The sequence below is a fragment of the Amycolatopsis sp. NPDC034160 genome, assembly GCF_055575355.1.
Map to the genome: position 1 here is coordinate 131843 of NZ_JBVISU010000021.1, position 17451 is coordinate 149293.

The window sequence follows — 17451 nt, forward strand, 5'->3', positions numbered from 1 at the left end:
TGGAGGAATGATGGAAAACCCGTGGCTCACCGACGTGCTCGCGAAGCCGGCTCCGGAATCGGTGCGGTTCCTCGGTCGAGCCGACGTCGTGGACTGCCTGGCGACGGTCGACGTGGTGGCTGCGGTCAAAGCCGCACTCGTGAGCCATCACGCCGGCCGGACGATCCTGCCCGCCGAGGCATACCTGTCCTGGACCAATCGGCACGGTGCGTACAGTCGGTCGATCGGCATGCCGGGCGCCGTATTCGAGCAGGATTCCGCGGGCGCCTATGGCATGAAGATCATCAACGCCAGTGTGTCGAACCCCGAGTTCGGCCTCGAACGGGCCGGTGGCCTGGGTCTCTGCTTCGACGCGCAGACCGCCAGGGTGACCGCGGTGATGGAGGTCGGCGTGCTCAGCGCCGTGCGGACGGCCGCCGTGACCGCGATATCCGTCGAAGCCGTCGGATACCAGGCGGTGCGCTCACTGGCCGTCGTGGGATGTGGAACCCAGGCAAGGGTGCACCTCGCGCTGCTCCTCGCGCGCTGTCCGGAGCTGAACCGGATCACTCTGTTCGACGTGCGGCGGCCGGTTGCCGAAAGCCTGGCCGGCGAACTGGCCCTACGGCACCGGAAGGTCTCGTTCTCCGTTGCCTCTACACCGGCCGAAGCGATGTCCGGCGCGGAAATATCGCTGTTTCTGACCACCGTCGCCGAAGGGTATGTCCAGCGGGAGTGGGTGCGACCCGGATCGCTCTTGGTCAACGTGTCGCTCGGCGACCTCACCGACGAGGTCCTGGTCGACGCCTCCAGTCTCGTGGTCGACGACCTGCGCCTGATCACCGAAAATCCTCGGCGGCCCTTGGGGCGTCTGGTCAACGAGGGTCGAATCGCCGCGAAGGCGCAGGACGGCCGACCCTCGATCACCGCGACGATCGGCGAGTTGCTGGCCGGTGACACGACGGTGCGGAGACCGGACACCGGTTACGTCGTCGTGAACCCTTTCGGGCTCGGCATTCTCGATGTGGCGTTGTTCGGCGCGGTGCTGCGCCAGGCCAACGACGCGGACGCCGGGCGGATTTTGGAGCTCATGTGATCCGGCGAGCCGTCCCGCCGAAACCATTGTCGATCCACCGTCATCGATCAGGGAGTTCAGGTGTTGCTGCCCAACCATCGCGGTCCGGTGAGCGAGGTTCTTGTCCGTGTCCTCCAGCGCCCACCGGAGGCGGTTGGCAAAGCCGCCTTGGACGCCATTTCGACGGGCGAGGTGGAATCCGTCTCCGATGAAGACCTGCAAGTGAGTTTGTTCTTGTGCTATGGCCCCCAGTACTGTCTCTTCGGGGATTCGGCGCAGACGTGGGAATGGGAAACTTCGCTGATCGAGCTGCGAAGGCGTCTCGAAAATCGCTTCGCCCGCGAGCTGGGTGAAATGGTCGGTCGACTGCCGGATGTGGACGTGGGGCGGCTTCCCGCATTCCTGATGGAACTTGGGAAACCGAGTCCGGGAAGGTCTCTCTCGCGCTACATCAAGCAAGAGGCCACGATGGCTCAGTTCCATGAGTTTCTCATGCACCGGTCCGTCTACAGTCTCATGGAGGCGGACCACCACAGTCTCGCCATTCCGCGGGTGCGCGGTGGCGGCAAACCGGCCTTGGTGGAGATCCAGGCCGACGAGTACGGCGGCGGCATCCCGGGCCGGCTGCATTCTCAATTGTTCGAACTGACCATGAACGAACTCGGCATGCTCACCGAGTTCGGCGCGTACTTCGAAGATGTCCCGGCTTGTTCGCTGGCGACGGTGAACGTGATATCCTATTTTGGCACATATGGCCGCCATCGGGGTGCGCTGCTCGGAAATCTGGCGATCACGGAAATCGGTTCACATCATGTGAATCGGAATTTCCGTAATGGTTTGCAACGGTTGAACGGGTCGGACGACTCTTGGCTGTTCTTCCAGGAGCACATCGTGGCCGATGCTGTCCACGAGCAGCTCGCCGCCTATGACATGTGTGGCAGGTTCGTGCGGGAGAACCCGAAGGAGTTGTCCGATTTGGTCTTCGGCGCCATCGCGACGGTCGAACTGGGCGCACGGGCCAACGAGAGCATGCTTTCATCTTGGGAACGCGGCGAATCCTCTCTCCGTGACACGACGGACGCGGCGGCGGCCTGATGGACGGCAGGGGATCGGGTGAGGACGTCCAAGCCGGGTCTGTGCCGTCGAGGCCTGCCCCGGCCACGGTCGTGGTGTGCCAAGACGGGCCGATCATCATCTGCGGCGACTACGACCTGCGCAGCCAAACCGACGAGCCGATCGACCCGCAGCGCAAGACCATCGCTCTCTGCCGTTGCGGACGTTCGCTGATGAAGCCCTTCTGCGATGGAAGCCATATCTGGGCGAGGAATGCCGGCAATGGGGATCGGTCGAACCGGACGTAGCGGTAATCGCCGGCGGGCGCGCGATCCGCGACCTATCAGGGGGAGGAAAGACGTTGCTGATCGAACTGCGTGGCCCGGTGCCGGGTAGGACGCCGATGTTGAACGCGGTGACCAGGTACCACGGCAGAACGACGAATCTCTGGCTGAAACTGGAACAGGAGAACCCGTTCGGGTCCATAAAGGACAGAGTGGCGCACTCCCTGCTCTCCTCGATCTTCGCGTCGGGAATCCTCTGCGGGGGGATCATCGAGTCGACGTCCGGGAACCTCGGCGTCGCGTTGGCCAGGTACGCCCAGATCTGCGGTGTGGAATTCACGGCTGTCGTCGACCCGCGGACGTCGCGCAAACTCGTCCGGCAGATGCGGAGCGCGGACGCGAAGATCGTGGAAGTGACGAATCCCGACGAGACCGGCGGATACCTCCTTTCCAGGCTCGCCTACATCCGCGACCGGATGACGGTCGAGGACGCCCTCGTGTGGCCGAATCAGTACGAGAACCCGGCCAACCCTCGCGCGCACTCCGAGGGGACCGCCCCGGAGATCCACTCCGCCATTCCCGTCGGCGAGCTCGACGTTTTCCTCGGCGTGTCGACGGGAGGGACCCTCCGCGGGTTCACGGACTACGTCAAGCGCGACAGGCTGCCCTGGCGTTGCGTCGCGGTGGACGAAGTGGGATCGGTGGCACTCGGGGGCCCGCCGGCGGCTCGCAGCCTGAACGGCATCGGCGCGAGTCGGACTTCGACCTTCGTCTCCGGGCGTGACTGCCTGAACGTGAAGGTGACCGCACGCGAGGCGGTGGCCGCGTGCGACTGGGTCGCGAGCGAGATGGGCATACGGATCGGCGGCAGTTCGGGAGCCGCCGTGGCCGGTGCCGTGCGGTGGATGAGTGAGGGTCTCGGAGCCGAGAACGTGGTCGTCGTCTGCCCTGACGGCGGCGACCGATACGAGGACACGATCTATTCGCCAGACTGGCGGCGCGCCAAAGAATTGACCGTGAGACCGGATGTGAGATTCCCGGAAGTGTGCTCGACGAAAGTCGTGGACAATTCGCTGATCTTGACCTGACTACGACAGACGACCGTTTATCCTTCAGCTGATGGGCAGGTGCACCGCATGGCGGGTTTTCTCTCTCTCGATGATGTCGACATCGATGAGCTGCACGAAATCGTCGGACGGTCGGTCGACGTACTCGCGCGACCGGAGCGGATGGAACAAAAGCTGTCCGGTAAGGTGCTAGGCACCTATTTCGCCAAGACCTCGACGCGCACACGGACCGCTTTCACGACAGCCGCGTTACGGCTCGGGGCTTCGGTCGTCCCGTACGGTCCCGCTGACCTCCAGTTGAACACCGGGGAGTCCTTGCACGACACCGGGCGGATGTTCGGTGTGATGCTGGACGGCCTGGTGATGCGCACCGCGGGCCCGCTGGAGGAGATGCGGCTGGTGGCCCGCAGCGGCGGCTTGCCCGTCGTGAACGCGATGGCCGCGCAGGAGCATCCGACTCAAGGCGTTTGCGACGCGGCGGCGATACTCCGGCACTTCGGCCAGGTGGACGGCGTGTCGGTGCTGTACGTCGGCGAGGGGAACAACACCGCTGTGGCGCTCGGGAAGATCCTGAGCACCTATCGTGGTGTCACGGTGGTTTTCGCCACTCCGAAGGGGTACGGGCTCGACGCCGCGCTGCTCGGCTCGCTGCAGGAGAAGGCGGCGGGTTCGGGTTCCCGCATCGTCGAGACCCACGACCTCGATACGGTCGACATCGCGGCTGACGTCGTCTACACGACTCGTTGGCAGACCACGGGTACAGCGAAGCCGAGTGCGGACTGGCGGGAGGACTTCCGTCCGTTCCATGTGGACGACCAGGTCATGTCCCGCTGGCCGAAGGCGGTGTTCATGCACGATCTGCCGGCGCACCGCGGTGACGAGGTCAAGGGATCGGTGCTCGACGGAGATCGTTCGATCGCCTGGGAACAGGCGCGTATGAAGTACGGCAGCGCGGTCGCCGTCTTGGAGTGGGTATACCGCGAGTCGTAGAAGCAGGCTTGCGACAGAGCGCAAGCGAACAACACGGGGGAGTCCGTTGACTATTCTTACTGTGCTTTCCTTCACGGCCGCGGCCGTGGTGGTGGTCATCGTGCCTGGGCCGGATCAGGCGCTGCTGCTCCAGACGAGCGCCGACGCCGGGCGCCCCGCGGCGGTGCGCACCGCCGGTGGGGTCGTGCTCGGCATCTTCCTGTGGGGTATCGCGTCGGTGGTGGGGCTGTCGGCGTTGCTGGTCGACGGAAGCACGGCTTTCCGGATCGTTTCAGTGGTCGGCGCGGCTTACCTGATCTGGCTCGGGATCATGGCCTTGCGCTCGGCGATCTCGGCGGCCTCGGCCGCGCCGAAGCATGACGGCCGCGGGCGCGCGGGTTTCTTCATGCGCGGACTGCTGGTGAATTGCTTGAACCCGAAGATCGGCCTGTTCTATCTGTCGATTCTTCCGCAGTTCCTGCCGGATTCGGCTTCGTCGACCTTGGGTGACCAACTGGTGCTTTTCGCCATTTATGTCACCGTGAGCGCCTTGTGGTTGTTCGGGTTCGCGTTCGCGGCCGGGAGTCTTCACCCGGTCCTGAATCGACCGCGAGTCAAAAGGTCGTTGGATTCGCTGGTGGGAGTGATCTTGCTGGGGCTCGGAGTCATGGCGTTGACGGGGGTGTGACGGTGATGGTGGCGTTGTCGCCCGGCGTTTCGCCGGAACCGGACGGATCAGCTCGGCCGAAGGACACGGTCGTCGAGATCGGCTCCGCTGTCGACGCGGTCGAACGAGCCCGGGGTGCGCTGCGAGTATCCGGTGATCCGCTGATGGCCGCGGTGGACAGTGCTCTCACGTGCGCTGTATCCCTCATCAAGCTCCGGCAGGGCGGAACGGAATGCGACATCGAAACATTGCACAGTGCTCTAGGCGCGGCTCGTGCTTTGGTCGGCGAAGTGACCTTTGCCGTTCGCGACAGCTATCCAGGGGTGCGCGACAACCGATTCCGGTGATGCGGTTCCCGCCCGGCGCCCTGACCGATCTCTGGGCTGCCGGTATGGGAAGCGAGAGCTACTGGAGATCGGCGACAACGCGTTCCCGCAGTGGATACAGGCCGACCTCGGGGCCGGCAAATCGCTCTCGCGGATCGTGCTGAAACTCCCGTCGGCCTGGGAATCCCGGACCCAGACGCTGACCGTGCGCGGAAGCGCCGACGGCACGGTGTTCACCGACCTCGGCGGTGGGCGCGGCGGTCTCGTTCATCGTGGCGGTGCATAACCGCGGTACGAGCGAGGCGGGCTCCTCGGTGCCCCGGCTGGTCGTCGGAGGGACCACGCTGACCGGTGCGACCGGCGTGATCGCCGCGGGTGCCACGGCGAACGTCGCGATCTCGGGTACGTGGACCGCCCTCAACGGCGGTGCGACCCTGACCGCGACGGCCAACGAGGCCAACAAAGGGCTTTCGCGGGCGGTCGTGGTCGGCCGCGGCGCGGCGGTGCCGTACGTCGAGTACGAAGCGGAATCCGCGCGGTACCAAGGGGAATTGCTGGAGGCCGACCGGCTGCGGACGTTCGGGCACCCGAACTTCGCGACCGAGTCCTCCTGGCCGGGATCGCAGTTCGTGATCCACGGCGGACCGGTTCCGGCGGTGGTCTCGCCGGGCCGCCGCGGTACGAGGCAGGGGAGGCCGTTCAGGGGCCGGAGCGGGACATCGCTCCGGCCCCTTTCACGTGCGCGGGCTCAAGCCCGTCACGGCCAGCCGGAAGAGCCGGTCCGCCTGTGCGGCCGGATCCGGGTGGTGCTCGGTGGCCAGGACGATGCCGACGATCAGCGTGATCAGGTCCGTGACGGTGACCTTCGGCGCCACCGCGCCGTCCCGGGCGGCCTGCCGGAGGAGCGGGGCTCCGGCTTCCTCGATGGCGGCGGAGCAGGAGTTCTCATGCGTGGGGCCGTCGTAGGCGAGCGCGGCCGCTAGGCCACGTGCGGAGACGCAGTAGGTGACGACCTCGTCGAGCCAGGTCAGGAGCGCCTTCCGGCTGTCGTCCTCGGCGGTCAGTTCGGCGGCGCGGGCACACAGCGCCGCGATCCGTTTCGCGGAGACCGCTTCCAGCAGGGCCCGGCGGGTGGGGAAGTGGCGGCGCACGGTCGCCGAGCCGACGTTGGCGGTCCGCGCGATCTGCTCCAAGGAGGCGCCGGAGCCGTGGGCCGCGACCTCCTCCTCGGCCACCGCGAGGATGCGCGCGTAATTGCGCCGTGCGTCGGCGCGCTGGCCGTCGGACAACTCTTCACCTCGGTGTTTGCGTAAGTGGCGGGCCCCGCCATATCGTAGCGGATAATAAGTGGCGGCCCCCGCCACTTAGTTGCCTGAAGGAGCGGACATGTCCTCAGCACCCGTTTTGGTCACCGGAGCCACTGGCAGGCAGGGCGGTGCGACCGCCCGTGCCCTGCTCGCGGCCGGCGTTCCCGTCCGTGCGCTGGTGCGCGACCCGGCCAGGGCGAAAGCCGTCGAAGCACTCGGTGCCGAACTGGTCGTCGGCGATCTCCACGACGTCGATTCCGTGATCAGGGCGGCCAAGGGGGCCCGTGCCGTCTTCTCGGTGCAGATGCCCGGCCTGCGTGCGGAGGGGTTCGATTTCGCCGGGGAAGTTACTCAAGGCGTCAACCTCATCGAAGCCGCGAAAGCGGCCGGAGTGCCGCAGTTCGTGCACACCTCGGTTTCGGGAGCCGGTCAGCATGTCGACGCGGACGGATGGGCCGAGGGGCGCTGGAGTTCGATGAAACCCACGCTGGGCGCCAAGGCTGCGATCCAGGACCGCCTCCGCGAGGCGGGCTTTCCGCAGTGGACCTTGCTCAAGCCGGGCTTCTTCATGGAGAACTTCCTGCCCGACATGAAGTTCTTGTTCCCGCGCGGGATCGACGGTGGCCTGGTTAGCGTGATCAAGCCGTCGACGTCCCTTTCGCTGGTGGCTGTGGACGACATCGGCGCCGCGGCCGCCGCGGCCATCGCCGAACCGCAGCGGTTCTCCGGCGTCGAACTCGAGCTCGCGAGCGACTTCCTGACGATGGCGGAGATCGCCGAGGTCCTTTCCGGCGTGCTGGGCACGCGGCTGCCCGCCCCGGACATGACCGTGGAGCAGGCGGTCGCGGCCGGAATGCCGCCGATGGGCGCTTCGCACGAGTGGCTGAACGTGGTGGGCCAGCCGGGTCGGCCACGCTACGCGCGAGAGTTCGGCATCCCGCTCACCGACTTCGTGACCTGGGCGCGCACGTACCTCGCGTAGCGCGTGATCGCGCTTCAACGGACGTTCGAAGAAGCGGAACATTGCTCCACATGTTTGTGGCTCGGGCGGGTCGCATCGAAGTAGCGCGACCCGACGAAGCGGTGCACCTTACCTAGTTGACAAGTCCTATAGAAGACTTGTCTACTAGGGTCATGGTTCTCTCCCGTCTCATCCTGGGGTTGCTCGCCCTCGCGCCCATGACCGGCTACGACCTCAAGCGCCATTTCGAGTCGACCGTCGGGCATTTCTGGGCTGCGGACAAGGCGCAGATCTATCGCACCCTCGCCCGCCTGGTCACGGACGGGCTCGCCGACGTCGAGAAGGTGGCCGGTTCCGGGGCGCCGGACCGGCAGGAACACCGCATCACCGCCGCGGGGCGGACGGCGCTCGCCGAGTGGCTGGTGAGTGAGCCTGAGCGTCATGTCGAACGCGATCCGTTCCTCGCGCGGGTGTTCTTCGGTGCGGATCTCGACGATGACGCCTTCCGCTCTCTCTTGGCGGTACATCGCGAGGAGATCCAGGCTCGGCTGCAGCAGTTCGAACGGACTCGAGCGGAGTCGAGGGCGCCTGACCGGGCGGCTCGGCTGCGACTGTCCACACTGGACAATGGGATCGCGCACCTGCGCGTCGAACTGGCTTGGCTGGACACGCTCGAGGAGGAGCTCGCGTGAGCGCGTTCCCCGAGGCGCATTCCGCTGGGACGGCCGAGGCGGGGCAGCCGGTGGTACTGCTGCACGGCGGCAATGTCGCGAACTGGATGTGGGAGCCGCAGCTGTCCGCGTTCAGGGATCGGACGGTGCTCACACCGGATCTGCCGGGATTCGGAGAGCGGGTCCGCGAGGACTGGCCGGGACTGGACGGGGTGGCGGACGACGTCGTCGCGAGAGTGGCCGGTCATGGGGTCGACGGTCGGTTCGATCTCGTCGGCCTTTCCCTCGGCGCCCTCACGGCGTTGCGCGTGCTGGCGCGTCACCCGGACCGGGTGCGTTCGGCGTTCCTGACCAGCGCGCCGCTCATGCCCGCCGGTGCCGGGATGCGCTTGTACTGCGGCCTGCAGTCGGCGTTCTCCCGAGCTCGCTGGTTCTGGCGAGCCCAAGCCGCTGTCTTCGGGATTCCCGGCGACGCACGCGCTCGATATGTCGAGCACGGCCTCTCGGTGCGCCGCGAAACCATGGCCGCGATGGCCGCCGAGGTGTGCGCGGGCGGGGTGCCCGCGGAATTACGTCGCTATACCGGGCCGCTGCTCGCGACAGTGGGGGAAAAGGATTCCGCGGCGGTCCGACGATCCCTCGCGGAAATCGCGCGGGTCGCGCCGCAGACGCGGTCCCGGCTCGTGCCGGGGATGCATCACATCTGGAATGTGGAGGACGCGGGACTGTTCAACGGAGTTCTTCGTGCCTGGCTCGAGGGAGCCGTGGATCCGCGTCTCGTGAGGGCGATCGTAGCCACCGCGATGACACCGACGCCGATCACTCCGGCCAGGTAGAGCAGTGGCTCCACCGGTAGCCGCTCGGCCGGACTGCCATGGAACGCGACGCGTATGGCCAGCGAGACCGCCGCACCAGCCGACGCACCCCCATCGGCATGAGCGGACGTTGCTGGTCCGGTTGTGTCCCAGCATCTTCGAAAAATACGGTGCGTCACGGAAATCTGCTGGACCGGCCAAATGGGCGGCTCCCCGGGGAACTGGCTACCTCGGCGACGTCGGCACCGGCTCACTCACCAAGTCCTCGGCGACGTCAGTTCGGCGAGGCGTCGGTGGAGGTGATCCAGGTGGCGATCCGGGTGCGGTTGCTCACGCCGAACTTGGTCATGATGTTCTGTACGTGGGTTTCCACTGTGCGGACGGAGATGACGAGGATCGCGGCGATGTCGCGGTTGGACAGTCCTGCGCCGACGAGGGAAGCGATTTCTCGTTCGCGGGTGGTGAGCGATTCGCCCGGTAAGCCCAAGTCCGCGGGTGCAATGGTTTTTCCGAGCGCGTAGGCCATTGCCGTGTCGTCGGGTAGGTCCGCGCCGGCGGCACGGGCCTGGTCGAAGCGGGCTTCGCCGAGGGCCTCGCGCGCCTTGTTCAGGTGGTCGAAATGTGGCACGGCAAGAGATCCTGCCGCCTCGGCGGAGGACCCGACGAGGTGCCAGAGCTTGGCGGCGACGCCGAAGAGGATCGCCGACCGCAGGTGGTCGCCTTGCCGTGCGGCCACCCATGCCAGTATCTCGGTGTGGTGGGCGGCGCCGAAGCGGTTGTCGATTCGCAGGTCTGCTCGCAGACCCGAGCGGGACGCTTCCATGGAGATTGTGGCGTCGCCGTAGAGTGCCTCGACGCATGAGCAGGCGTACTCGGCCATGCTGAGGTAGTACGCCTCGCCCGCTGCTCTGGTGAGTGCGAGCATCCGTCCCACAATCTCGCGTGCCCGGTCCAGATCTCCGAGTACAGAGGTGCTTACGCCGAGGATGAACAGTGGATGGAATTCGCGGCGCAGATCTCCTTGGGCCCGAAAAGATGCTGCGGTGGCGGCTGACAACGTGGCGGCCGACTCGAAGTCCCGCTGCAACATCGCACCCAACGCGCGTACATGCTGGACGAAGGTCTGTGCTGGTTCCGCTGAGGTCGCTGTCAGCAGGGTGTCCGCCTCGGTCAGCAGTGTCTCGGCGTTCTCGACGTCGAATTGCCAGAGCGCGTGCAGCGCGCAGACTGCCAGACCCATCGGGCGGTCGGGATGGTCGGCCGGTGTCTTGGCGAGTGCCCGCTCGAGCCATGTGCGGGCTTCGGCGAGTGATCCGCGTAGCGTCCAGTACTCGTCGAGCCGGGTGGCGATCCGCAGCGCGGACACGGCCTCATCTGGTTGCCGCAGTGCCCAGTCCAGCGCGGCCCGCAGATTCGCGTGCTCCTGATTCAGTCTGGTCACCCAGCCGTCCTGTGCGGCGCTGACCCATTCCGCTTCGGCCTGCGCGGTCAGCCGGTCGTACCACTGACAGTGGCGCCGCATCGTCTCGGTCAGTTCGCCGGATTCGGTGAGCAACTCGTGACCGTACTCGCGCAGGGTCTCCAGCAGCCGGTACCGCACGACGTCGCCGTGGTCTTCCCGCAGGAGCACGGATTTGTCCAGCAGACCGTCGATCAGATCGAGCACGTTCAGAGCGTCGGTCCCTGTGCAGACGAACTCGGCCGCGGCGAGCTCGAAACTGCCGGCGAAGACCGAGACCTGCCGCCAGATGGCCTGCTCCGCCGGTGAGCACAGCCGGTAGCTCCAGTCGATGGTGGCGCGCAGGGTGTGTTGCCGTTCCGGGGCGGTGCGCGGACCGGTGGTGAGCACCGGCAGACCTCGGTCCAGCCGGTCGGCGATCTGCCGCGGTGACAGCGCACGTAGCCGCGCCGCGGCCAGTTCGATGGCGAGCGGTAGACCGTCCAGTCGCCGGCACAGAAGCGCGATGTCGGCGATCGTGTCCTCGTCGACCTGGAGAGAGGGCACCACCGCTCGCGCTCGGTCCAGGAACAACTGGACCGAGGCGAAGTCCATGGGCGCGTCGGACCCGGCCTCGGGTGGGACGGGAAGCGGCGGTATCGGCAGTACCCGCTCGCCCGGGACGTCGAGGGACTGCCTCCCCGTGGCCAGCACGACGACGCCCGGACAGGTGCGCAGGATGGCCTCGACCACGTCGGCGCACGCGCCGATCACGTGCTCGCAGTTGTCCAGCACGAGCAGAAGCGCCTGATTCCGCAGGTGGGCGAGCACGGTGTCGAGGGTCGTCTCACCGGGCCGGTCGTGCAGGCTGAGGCGGTCGGCGATGAGGTTGGCGATCAAAGCGGGGTCGCGGAGTTCGGCCAGACCGACGAACACCGCGCCGCCCGCGTAGTCCGGCGCGGTCTGCCGCATCACCGTGATCGCCAGCCGGGTCTTGCCGACTCCTCCCGGTCCGGTCAAGGTGGTCAGCCGTCCGGCCCCGATGAGCCGGCGTACCTCGGCACCTTCCGTGTCCCGCCCGAAATAGCTGGTCAAGTGGCCTTGCCCGGTGTCGTCGGCGCGGCGAGCGAGCCAGTACATGCGGCCGAATCGTACGGCACCGCCGGGCAGACGACAGGTTCGTGACCGGATAGCCGACGCTACGCGCGATCTGGCCTTTTCCTGAGGAGGGCCGACCTGTCCGCGGTGTCAACGCCGGGGTCGCTGACGTGGAACCGGGACCTGGTCGGCGGGGACGGGGGCCCGCATGGCTTCCCGGATCAGCCGGGCGCCGTCGTCGGGGGTGATGTACCGGGCTGTGACCAGGCTGGCGGTGCTGGCAGCGACCTGGCGGACGTAGTGGTCGTGGGTGGGGTAGAGCTGGGCGAGGGTGGCGGCCGGCAGCGGGGTGACGTGTCCGGCGATGGCGCAGAAGGAGGGGCCGGTGGATGTTCCCGACCACGTGGCGGTGGGCACGTCGAGGTAGGGGGAGCGCAGGCCGCCCATGACGTTGCCGAAGCGGTCGGTGGCCGGTGTTCCGTTGTGGACGGTGATGGGGGCGGCGCGAGGCGGGATCGCTTTCCCCGTGACCCAGTGGTCGAGGTTGCGTAGCGCGGCGTCGAAGAAGATCTGGCTGGGGAACGGGCTGCGGGGTCCCTGATCGCAGCCGGGGGCCGGTACTTGCCGTCCGGCTTTGACGATGTCGGACGGTTTGGCGGACGCGTGCAGTTCGTCGGGGGTGGCGTGGCCGGCGCCGGGCATCTCGTAACCGCGGTAGCGGTCGCCGGGCATGTCGCTGTCGGGGCGTCGGGAGTCGATTCCCAGCAGGTAGTCCGATTGGGACATCAGATGCAGGATCGGTGTTCCGGCGTGGTCGAACTGCCTGCGGGGGTCACCGATGGGTGGTGCGGGGTCGCATTGGTTCATCGGTGCGGCGCCCACGAAGGAGCCCCCGGCGACCGCGACGAGGTAGCCGTCGTAGAGCGGGCGTCCGGTCGCGCGAACCACGAGGGGCTGGATGCCGTTGACGTAGTTGTAGAGGTATCCGCCGGTTTGCGAGTAGCCGAACCCGTATAGCCGTTGGACCGGCGGGTTGTGGCGTTGTTGGTACCGCAGAGGGTTGTCGGTCCGGTTGCTGCGCAGGAGAGCGCCGACCTGGCTGTAGATGTCCCACACCAGGCCGTTCTCGGTGCTGCGGGAGCTGTCACTGGGAAAGAGCGAGAGCGGGTTGGCGCAATTGGCCGGATCGGTGATCGGTAGCGGGTTGGCCAGGGAGAGCGGCGCGTAGCGAACGGGATCGAAGTTCTGGAGCGCGGCGACGGACACGGGTTTGATGGTGATCCCGACCCAGGCGTCGCCGTCGGCGATGAGCTGACGGCGCAGCATCGCCCAGCCGATGTTGAGGTCGAAGAAGTTCGAAGGATTGAGCATCTCCACGACGACCTTGCCGCTGAATCGCTTGCCCGTCGCGGGTTTCCGTACCAGTAGCCGTGTGGTGTAGGGAGCATTCGGGGTGCGGACGGCGGCCGGGCCGCCCGCCGGCCAGGTGTAGACGTTCGCCTTGCCGCTGATGAAGTACTCGGCCTCGGTGTATCCGACGGCGGCGAGGTTTTCCGGGACGGCCTGGTGGGCTGCGGCGCCGAAGGCATGGGACCGGCTGTCCTGGGCGATCGGGCCGGTCACCCTGGGCAGGACACCGCTCGGCGTGGCCGCGGCGGGAACGGAGATCAGGCCGGCCAGGATTGGTGCCAGGAGGCCGGCCGCGAGACCGCGGCGGAGTGCGGATCTGGTGCGCATGGAATTCCTTGCTGCGGTTGTGGACGGTGGTGTCAGGTGAGTGCCCAGACCCGATGGCCAGGCAGGGGGTGTCAGTCGTCCTCGTCGATCCAGTCGAGGCTGCGGCGGACGGCTTTGCGCCATTTGCGGTAGCGGCGTTCTCGGAGCTGTGCGTCGAGGCGGGGGTGCCATTCGGCGGCCTTGTGCCAGTTGCTCCTGAGGACCTCGAGGTCGGCCCAGTAGCCGACCGCGAGGCCGGCGGCGTAGGCGGCGCCGAGGCAGGTGGTCTCGGCGACGGTCGGCCTGCTGACCGGTATGCCGAGGGTGTCGGCCAGGAGCTGCATGAGCAGGTTGTCGGCGGTCATGCCGCCGTCGACGCGTAGTTCGGTGAGGGTGGTGCCTGTGTCGGCGCGCATGGCGTCGACGACTTCGCGGGTTTGCCAGGCGGTCGCCTCCAGGGCGGCGCGGGCCAGATGGCCGGGTTTGACGTACCCGGTCAGTCCGGTGATCACGCCGCGGGCGGTGGCGTTCCAGTGCGGGGCGAACAGGCCGGAGAAGGCGGGGACGATGTAGCAGCCGCCGTTGTCGGCGACGGTCGCGGCGAGGGTTTCGATTTCGGCGGCGGTGTGGATGAGGCCGAGGGTGTCGCGGAACCATTGGACCAGTCCGCCCGTGACCGCGATCGACCCTTCCAACGCGTAGGACGCGGGGTGGCCATCGAGCTGGAACGCCACTGTGGTCAGGAGCCCATGCGCGGATCGCACCGGTTCGTGTCCGGTATTGAGCAGAAGGAAGCTGCCGGTGCCGTACGTGCTTTTGACATCTCCGCGGGAGAACGCGGTCTGGCCGAACAAGGCGGCGTGCTGGTCGCCGAGTGCGGCCGCGACGGGCACGCCCTCGAGGACTCCGGTGGCGACGCCGTAGGGGTGTGACGACGGCCGGATGGCGGGAAGCATGGCCCGGGGAATCCCGAATTCCCGCAGGATGCTCTCGTCCCAGTCGAGAGTGGTGAGGTTCATCAGCATGGTGCGGCCGGCGTTGGTGACGTCGGTGGCGTGCAGTCCGCCGGTGAGGTTCCAGATCAGCCAGCTGTCCATGGTGCCGAACAGCACGTCGCCCTGTTCTGCACGCGCGGCGAGGCCGGGGATGTTGTCCAGCAGCCACGCCAGTTTCGGACCGGAGAAGTACGTTGTCAGCGGGAGACCTGATCTCTCGCGGAAACGGTCCATATCGGATCCTGCCGCGAGGGTCTCGATCGTGGCCGAGGTTCGGGTGTCCTGCCAGGAGACGGCGTTGTGCACCGGGACCCCGGTGGCCCGGTCCCACACCAAGGTTGTTTCGCGCTGGTTGGTGACACCGATGGCGGCGAGCGAGGACGCTGTTATCCCCGCATAGGCCAATGCTTCTTTGACGCTCTGTTCCACGCAGGTCCAGATCTCCTGCGGGTCGAGCTCCACCCAGCCCGGCTGGGGGTAGATCTGACGGTGCTCCCGGCGCGCGAGGGAGACGATACCGCCGCGACGATCGAAGATCATGCAGCGGCTCGAGGTCGTGCCCTGGTCGATGGCCGCGACATACCGGCCGCGTCGGTCGGCTCGGACGGGGATCATGGCTCCTCGCAAGGGGGTTGCCCGGACAGAGAGACCGTCAGTCTCCGGGCCTCCCGGTGGTTTCGGAATCCGGAAGGCTACGGAGATCGCCACGTACGTAGTGGAGTCGGTGGCTGCCCGCTCCCTGAGGGGCGGGCAGCCACCAACGAGGAGCCTGCGGGATCAGGACATCGGGCAGGTCGCCTGGAACTCGCTGACACCGTTGCCGGTGGTGGCGGGGCACAGGAACTGGTTGTAGCGGGTGTCGTTGTCGATGAACCGCTTCATCCAGGCCTCGGAGAACTTGCCGATCACCGGGTGCTCCCTGGTGAAGGTGCCGTGATCGGCGCCGGTGACGTTGATCAGACCGCGTTCACGGGCGCTGGTCATGCTGTTGTACATGGGCCGGGCGTGCTGCGAGATGCTGGCGACATTGTCGGCGGTGCCGGCGAGAAGCAGGGTGGGTGTGGTGATCGACTCCCACGTCTTGTCCTGGTTGTAGGGGGCCAGCGGGACGCCGGCCTTGATGGTCTTGCGGATCGATTCCGCGTAGAGGGTGCCGCCGCCGCCCATGGAATGCCCCATGACGCCGAGCCGGGTGCTGTCGAGGCGCTGGCGAACCTGGGTCGGGGATTTCTGGGTGAGGTAGTCCAGGGCGGCGAGCAACTGGTTGCCGCGGGAGGTGGGCTGGTCCTGGGTGTTGATCGTCGCCATGGTCATGACCACGAAGCCCCGCGACGCCAGGTGCGGCCCCAGCCACGCGATCGCGCTCTCGGGCGAGGTGTACCCCGGGACGACGGCGATGCCGCCGTAGGTGCCCTGGCTGGTGTCGGTCGGGTAGTAGATCGTCCCGCCTCCGAACCCGGTCACCTGTGACCGCGCGATGGTCACCGACGACACGGCGAACGTGCCCCGCGGGGCACGAACCGATGCCTCGGTCGGTGCGGGGCCGCGCTCGTAGGCGTTGGCGGCCACCGACGCGGCCGGTTGTGGCGCGGGCGTCGCACCGTGGGCGGTACCGCCGATCACGGCACAGGCCAGAACCGCCGACAGAACCGCAGCGCTCCTGCGGGTCGTGAACTGGAGTCGCATCAAGTTTTCTCCTCGTTGAGTGCACCTGACCGCGCAGACCCGGACATCCCGGCTCCCGGCGGCCAGCCTGAACCTGCCATAGCAGCCGGTTGCCGCCAAGAAACACTGTTCGACAATGTCGAACAATTTGGGTCGACTTCGGGCAGGCTTGCTGGCTGTCGGTCGTTGACCTGTGGTCGAGACAGGAATGCGGAACTGGAACTGCCTCTTGTTCGGCATAGTCGAACTGCGTATGTTTACGGCGGCTCGCGTTCGAGAGCGAGCGAGATCCCGAAATGAGGACATCACATGGTTCAGCGACGAACTGTGCTAGGCGTGGCGACGGCCGCGACGGCCGCGACCTTCTTCGGCAACGCGAGTGCCGAGGCCACGGACCGAGCGAAGGGGGAGACCGCGGTCCTCCGGATGCGAAGCCGGATCCTGGGGGCGGACGTGCCCTATTCGCTCTACACGCCGCCTGGCTACCGGCGCGGTGGCGCACGGACCTACCCCATCCTGTACCTGTTGCACGGCCTCACCGGGGATCACGCCGAATGGATGCAGCTCGGCCGGGTCCGCGAGACCGTCGACGCGGCGATCGCGGCCAGACGGCTACCGCCGACCTTGGTCGTGATGCCCGACGCGCGCCGCGACACCACCAGATCCTCGACTGATCAGCTCGTGACCTACTACATGGACGACGCCGACGGCACGTTCCGCTACGCCGCCATGTTCCTCGACGAGTTCATTCCCTACGTGGAGAACGCCCATGGGGCAGGGGGCACCGCCGCCCGTCGTGGGATCTGCGGCCAGTCCATGGGTGGCTTCGGCGCCCTGTCGTTCGCGTTACGGCGGCCTGGTCTGTTCGCCGCGGCGTTCGGCTTCAGCGTCGGGCACCGCACCGCCGAGGAGATGATGGCCCTGCCCGTCAACGAGTACAACTGGCGCTTCGCGCGTGCCTGGGGCCCGGATCTGCGGGGCCGTGCCCGGCTTGCCAACCCGCTCTACCGGCAGTGGAACCTGCTCGACACCATCACCCGGTCCTCGACCGCGGACATGTCCCGCACCGCCTGGTTCCTCGATTGCGGCTCGTACGACCAGTTCTTCCTCGGCAATGTCGAGTTGCACACCGCCCTGACCCGCAAATCCGTGCCCCATCACTTCATCGCGCGCGAAGGCGCCCACGAGTGGTCCTACTGGACCAGCGGGCTGCACGCGGCACTGGACTTCATGGCCGCCTCGTGGAACGGGCGCGCCCGATGACACGCTCGGAGGCAAAGGTGCCTACAACGCCCGAAGCGGCGCCGCGTCGCCGAGACAAGATGCATTACCTGTACCTGGCCGTGATCGCCGCCGTGGTCCTCG

Annotated in this window: 17 protein-coding genes and 1 pseudogene; 13 read left to right on the forward strand and 5 right to left on the reverse strand. The window is 67.1% G+C overall.

Annotated features, from left to right (window positions below; all coding sequences use genetic code 11):
- Positions 1–7 precede the first annotated feature (7 nt).
- From ACZ54P_RS32450 to ACZ54P_RS32490, 9 genes and pseudogenes are all read left to right on the forward strand, one after another.
- Entirely contained in the window at positions 8–1075 is a 1068-nt protein-coding gene (locus ACZ54P_RS32450; protein WP_465465407.1) for an ornithine cyclodeaminase, read from the forward strand.
- Positions 1076–1135: 60 nt separating this feature from the next.
- The gene (locus ACZ54P_RS32455; RefSeq protein WP_465465408.1) at positions 1136–2149 is read left to right on the forward strand and encodes an iron-containing redox enzyme family protein; all 1014 of its coding nucleotides are present in this window, start codon (positions 1136–1138) and stop codon (positions 2147–2149) included.
- Positions 2149–2415 carry a CDGSH iron-sulfur domain-containing protein gene (locus ACZ54P_RS32460; RefSeq protein WP_465465409.1) on the forward strand — a complete coding sequence of 89 codons (267 nt, stop codon included), beginning with the start codon at positions 2149–2151 and terminating at the stop codon, positions 2413–2415. The genes ACZ54P_RS32455 and ACZ54P_RS32460 overlap by 1 nt, the downstream gene beginning before the upstream one ends.
- 53 nt (positions 2416–2468) lie before the next feature.
- Entirely contained in the window at positions 2469–3479 is a 1011-nt protein-coding gene (locus ACZ54P_RS32465) for a pyridoxal-phosphate dependent enzyme (RefSeq protein WP_465465410.1), read from the forward strand.
- Positions 3480–3527: 48 nt separating this feature from the next.
- Positions 3528–4448: an ornithine carbamoyltransferase gene (locus ACZ54P_RS32470; RefSeq protein ID WP_465465411.1), complete on the forward strand. Its 921-nt coding sequence runs from the start codon at positions 3528–3530 to the stop codon at positions 4446–4448.
- Positions 4449–4509: 61 nt separating this feature from the next.
- Positions 4510–5115, forward strand: a complete 606-nt coding sequence (locus ACZ54P_RS32475; protein WP_465465412.1) for a LysE family translocator — start codon at positions 4510–4512, stop codon at positions 5113–5115.
- A gap of 5 nt (positions 5116–5120) precedes the next feature.
- Positions 5121–5441: a hypothetical protein gene (locus ACZ54P_RS32480; protein ID WP_465465413.1), complete on the forward strand. Its 321-nt coding sequence runs from the start codon at positions 5121–5123 to the stop codon at positions 5439–5441.
- A 136-nt stretch (positions 5442–5577) separates the two neighbouring features.
- The gene (locus ACZ54P_RS32485) at positions 5578–5706 is read left to right on the forward strand and encodes a hypothetical protein (RefSeq protein WP_465465414.1); all 129 of its coding nucleotides are present in this window, start codon (positions 5578–5580) and stop codon (positions 5704–5706) included.
- A pseudogene (locus ACZ54P_RS32490) lies at positions 5699–5824 on the forward strand (hypothetical protein); the annotation flags it as partial. The gene ACZ54P_RS32485 and the pseudogene ACZ54P_RS32490, both read left to right, overlap by 8 nt.
- 330 nt (positions 5825–6154) lie before the next feature.
- Here ACZ54P_RS32490 and ACZ54P_RS32495 read toward each other — a convergent pair.
- Complete coding sequence (locus ACZ54P_RS32495; RefSeq protein WP_465465415.1) at positions 6155–6709, reverse strand: TetR/AcrR family transcriptional regulator; 555 nt, start codon at positions 6707–6709, stop codon at positions 6155–6157.
- 97 nt (positions 6710–6806) lie between these two features.
- Here ACZ54P_RS32495 and ACZ54P_RS32500 point away from each other — a divergent pair, with 97 nt between their 5' ends.
- The 3 genes from ACZ54P_RS32500 (at position 6807) to ACZ54P_RS32510 (ending at position 9195) form a co-directional block, all read left to right on the forward strand.
- Complete coding sequence (locus ACZ54P_RS32500; RefSeq protein ID WP_465465416.1) at positions 6807–7709, forward strand: NmrA family NAD(P)-binding protein; 903 nt, start codon at positions 6807–6809, stop codon at positions 7707–7709.
- Positions 7710–7861: 152 nt separating this feature from the next.
- Complete coding sequence (locus ACZ54P_RS32505; protein ID WP_465465417.1) at positions 7862–8380, forward strand: PadR family transcriptional regulator; 519 nt, start codon at positions 7862–7864, stop codon at positions 8378–8380.
- On the forward strand, positions 8377–9195 hold the full coding sequence (locus tag ACZ54P_RS32510; protein ID WP_465465418.1) for an alpha/beta fold hydrolase: 819 nt from the start codon (positions 8377–8379) through the stop codon (positions 9193–9195). Before ACZ54P_RS32505 ends, ACZ54P_RS32510 begins: the two co-directional genes overlap by 4 nt.
- A gap of 253 nt (positions 9196–9448) precedes the next feature.
- On the opposite strand, the gene ACZ54P_RS32515 is transcribed toward ACZ54P_RS32510, so the two are convergent.
- The 4 genes from ACZ54P_RS32515 to ACZ54P_RS32530 form a co-directional block, all read right to left on the reverse strand.
- Positions 9449–11752, reverse strand: coding sequence for an ATP-binding protein (locus ACZ54P_RS32515; RefSeq protein ID WP_465465419.1), 2304 nt, complete (start codon positions 11750–11752; stop codon positions 9449–9451).
- A gap of 108 nt (positions 11753–11860) precedes the next feature.
- Positions 11861–13447 (reverse strand): alpha/beta hydrolase domain-containing protein, encoded by a 1587-nt coding sequence (locus tag ACZ54P_RS32520; RefSeq protein ID WP_465465420.1) that lies wholly within the window; start codon positions 13445–13447, stop codon positions 11861–11863.
- A 71-nt stretch (positions 13448–13518) separates the two neighbouring features.
- Positions 13519–15036 carry a glycerol kinase GlpK gene (gene glpK, locus ACZ54P_RS32525; RefSeq protein ID WP_465465421.1) on the reverse strand — a complete coding sequence of 506 codons (1518 nt, stop codon included), beginning with the start codon at positions 15034–15036 and terminating at the stop codon, positions 13519–13521.
- A 162-nt stretch (positions 15037–15198) separates the two neighbouring features.
- Positions 15199–16107: an alpha/beta hydrolase family protein gene (locus ACZ54P_RS32530; protein WP_465465422.1), complete on the reverse strand. Its 909-nt coding sequence runs from the start codon at positions 16105–16107 to the stop codon at positions 15199–15201.
- Between the two features lie 288 nt (positions 16108–16395).
- Here ACZ54P_RS32530 and ACZ54P_RS32535 point away from each other — a divergent pair, with 288 nt between their 5' ends.
- Positions 16396–17349: an alpha/beta hydrolase gene (locus ACZ54P_RS32535; RefSeq protein WP_465465423.1), complete on the forward strand. Its 954-nt coding sequence runs from the start codon at positions 16396–16398 to the stop codon at positions 17347–17349.
- Positions 17350–17451: the final 102 nt, after the last annotated feature.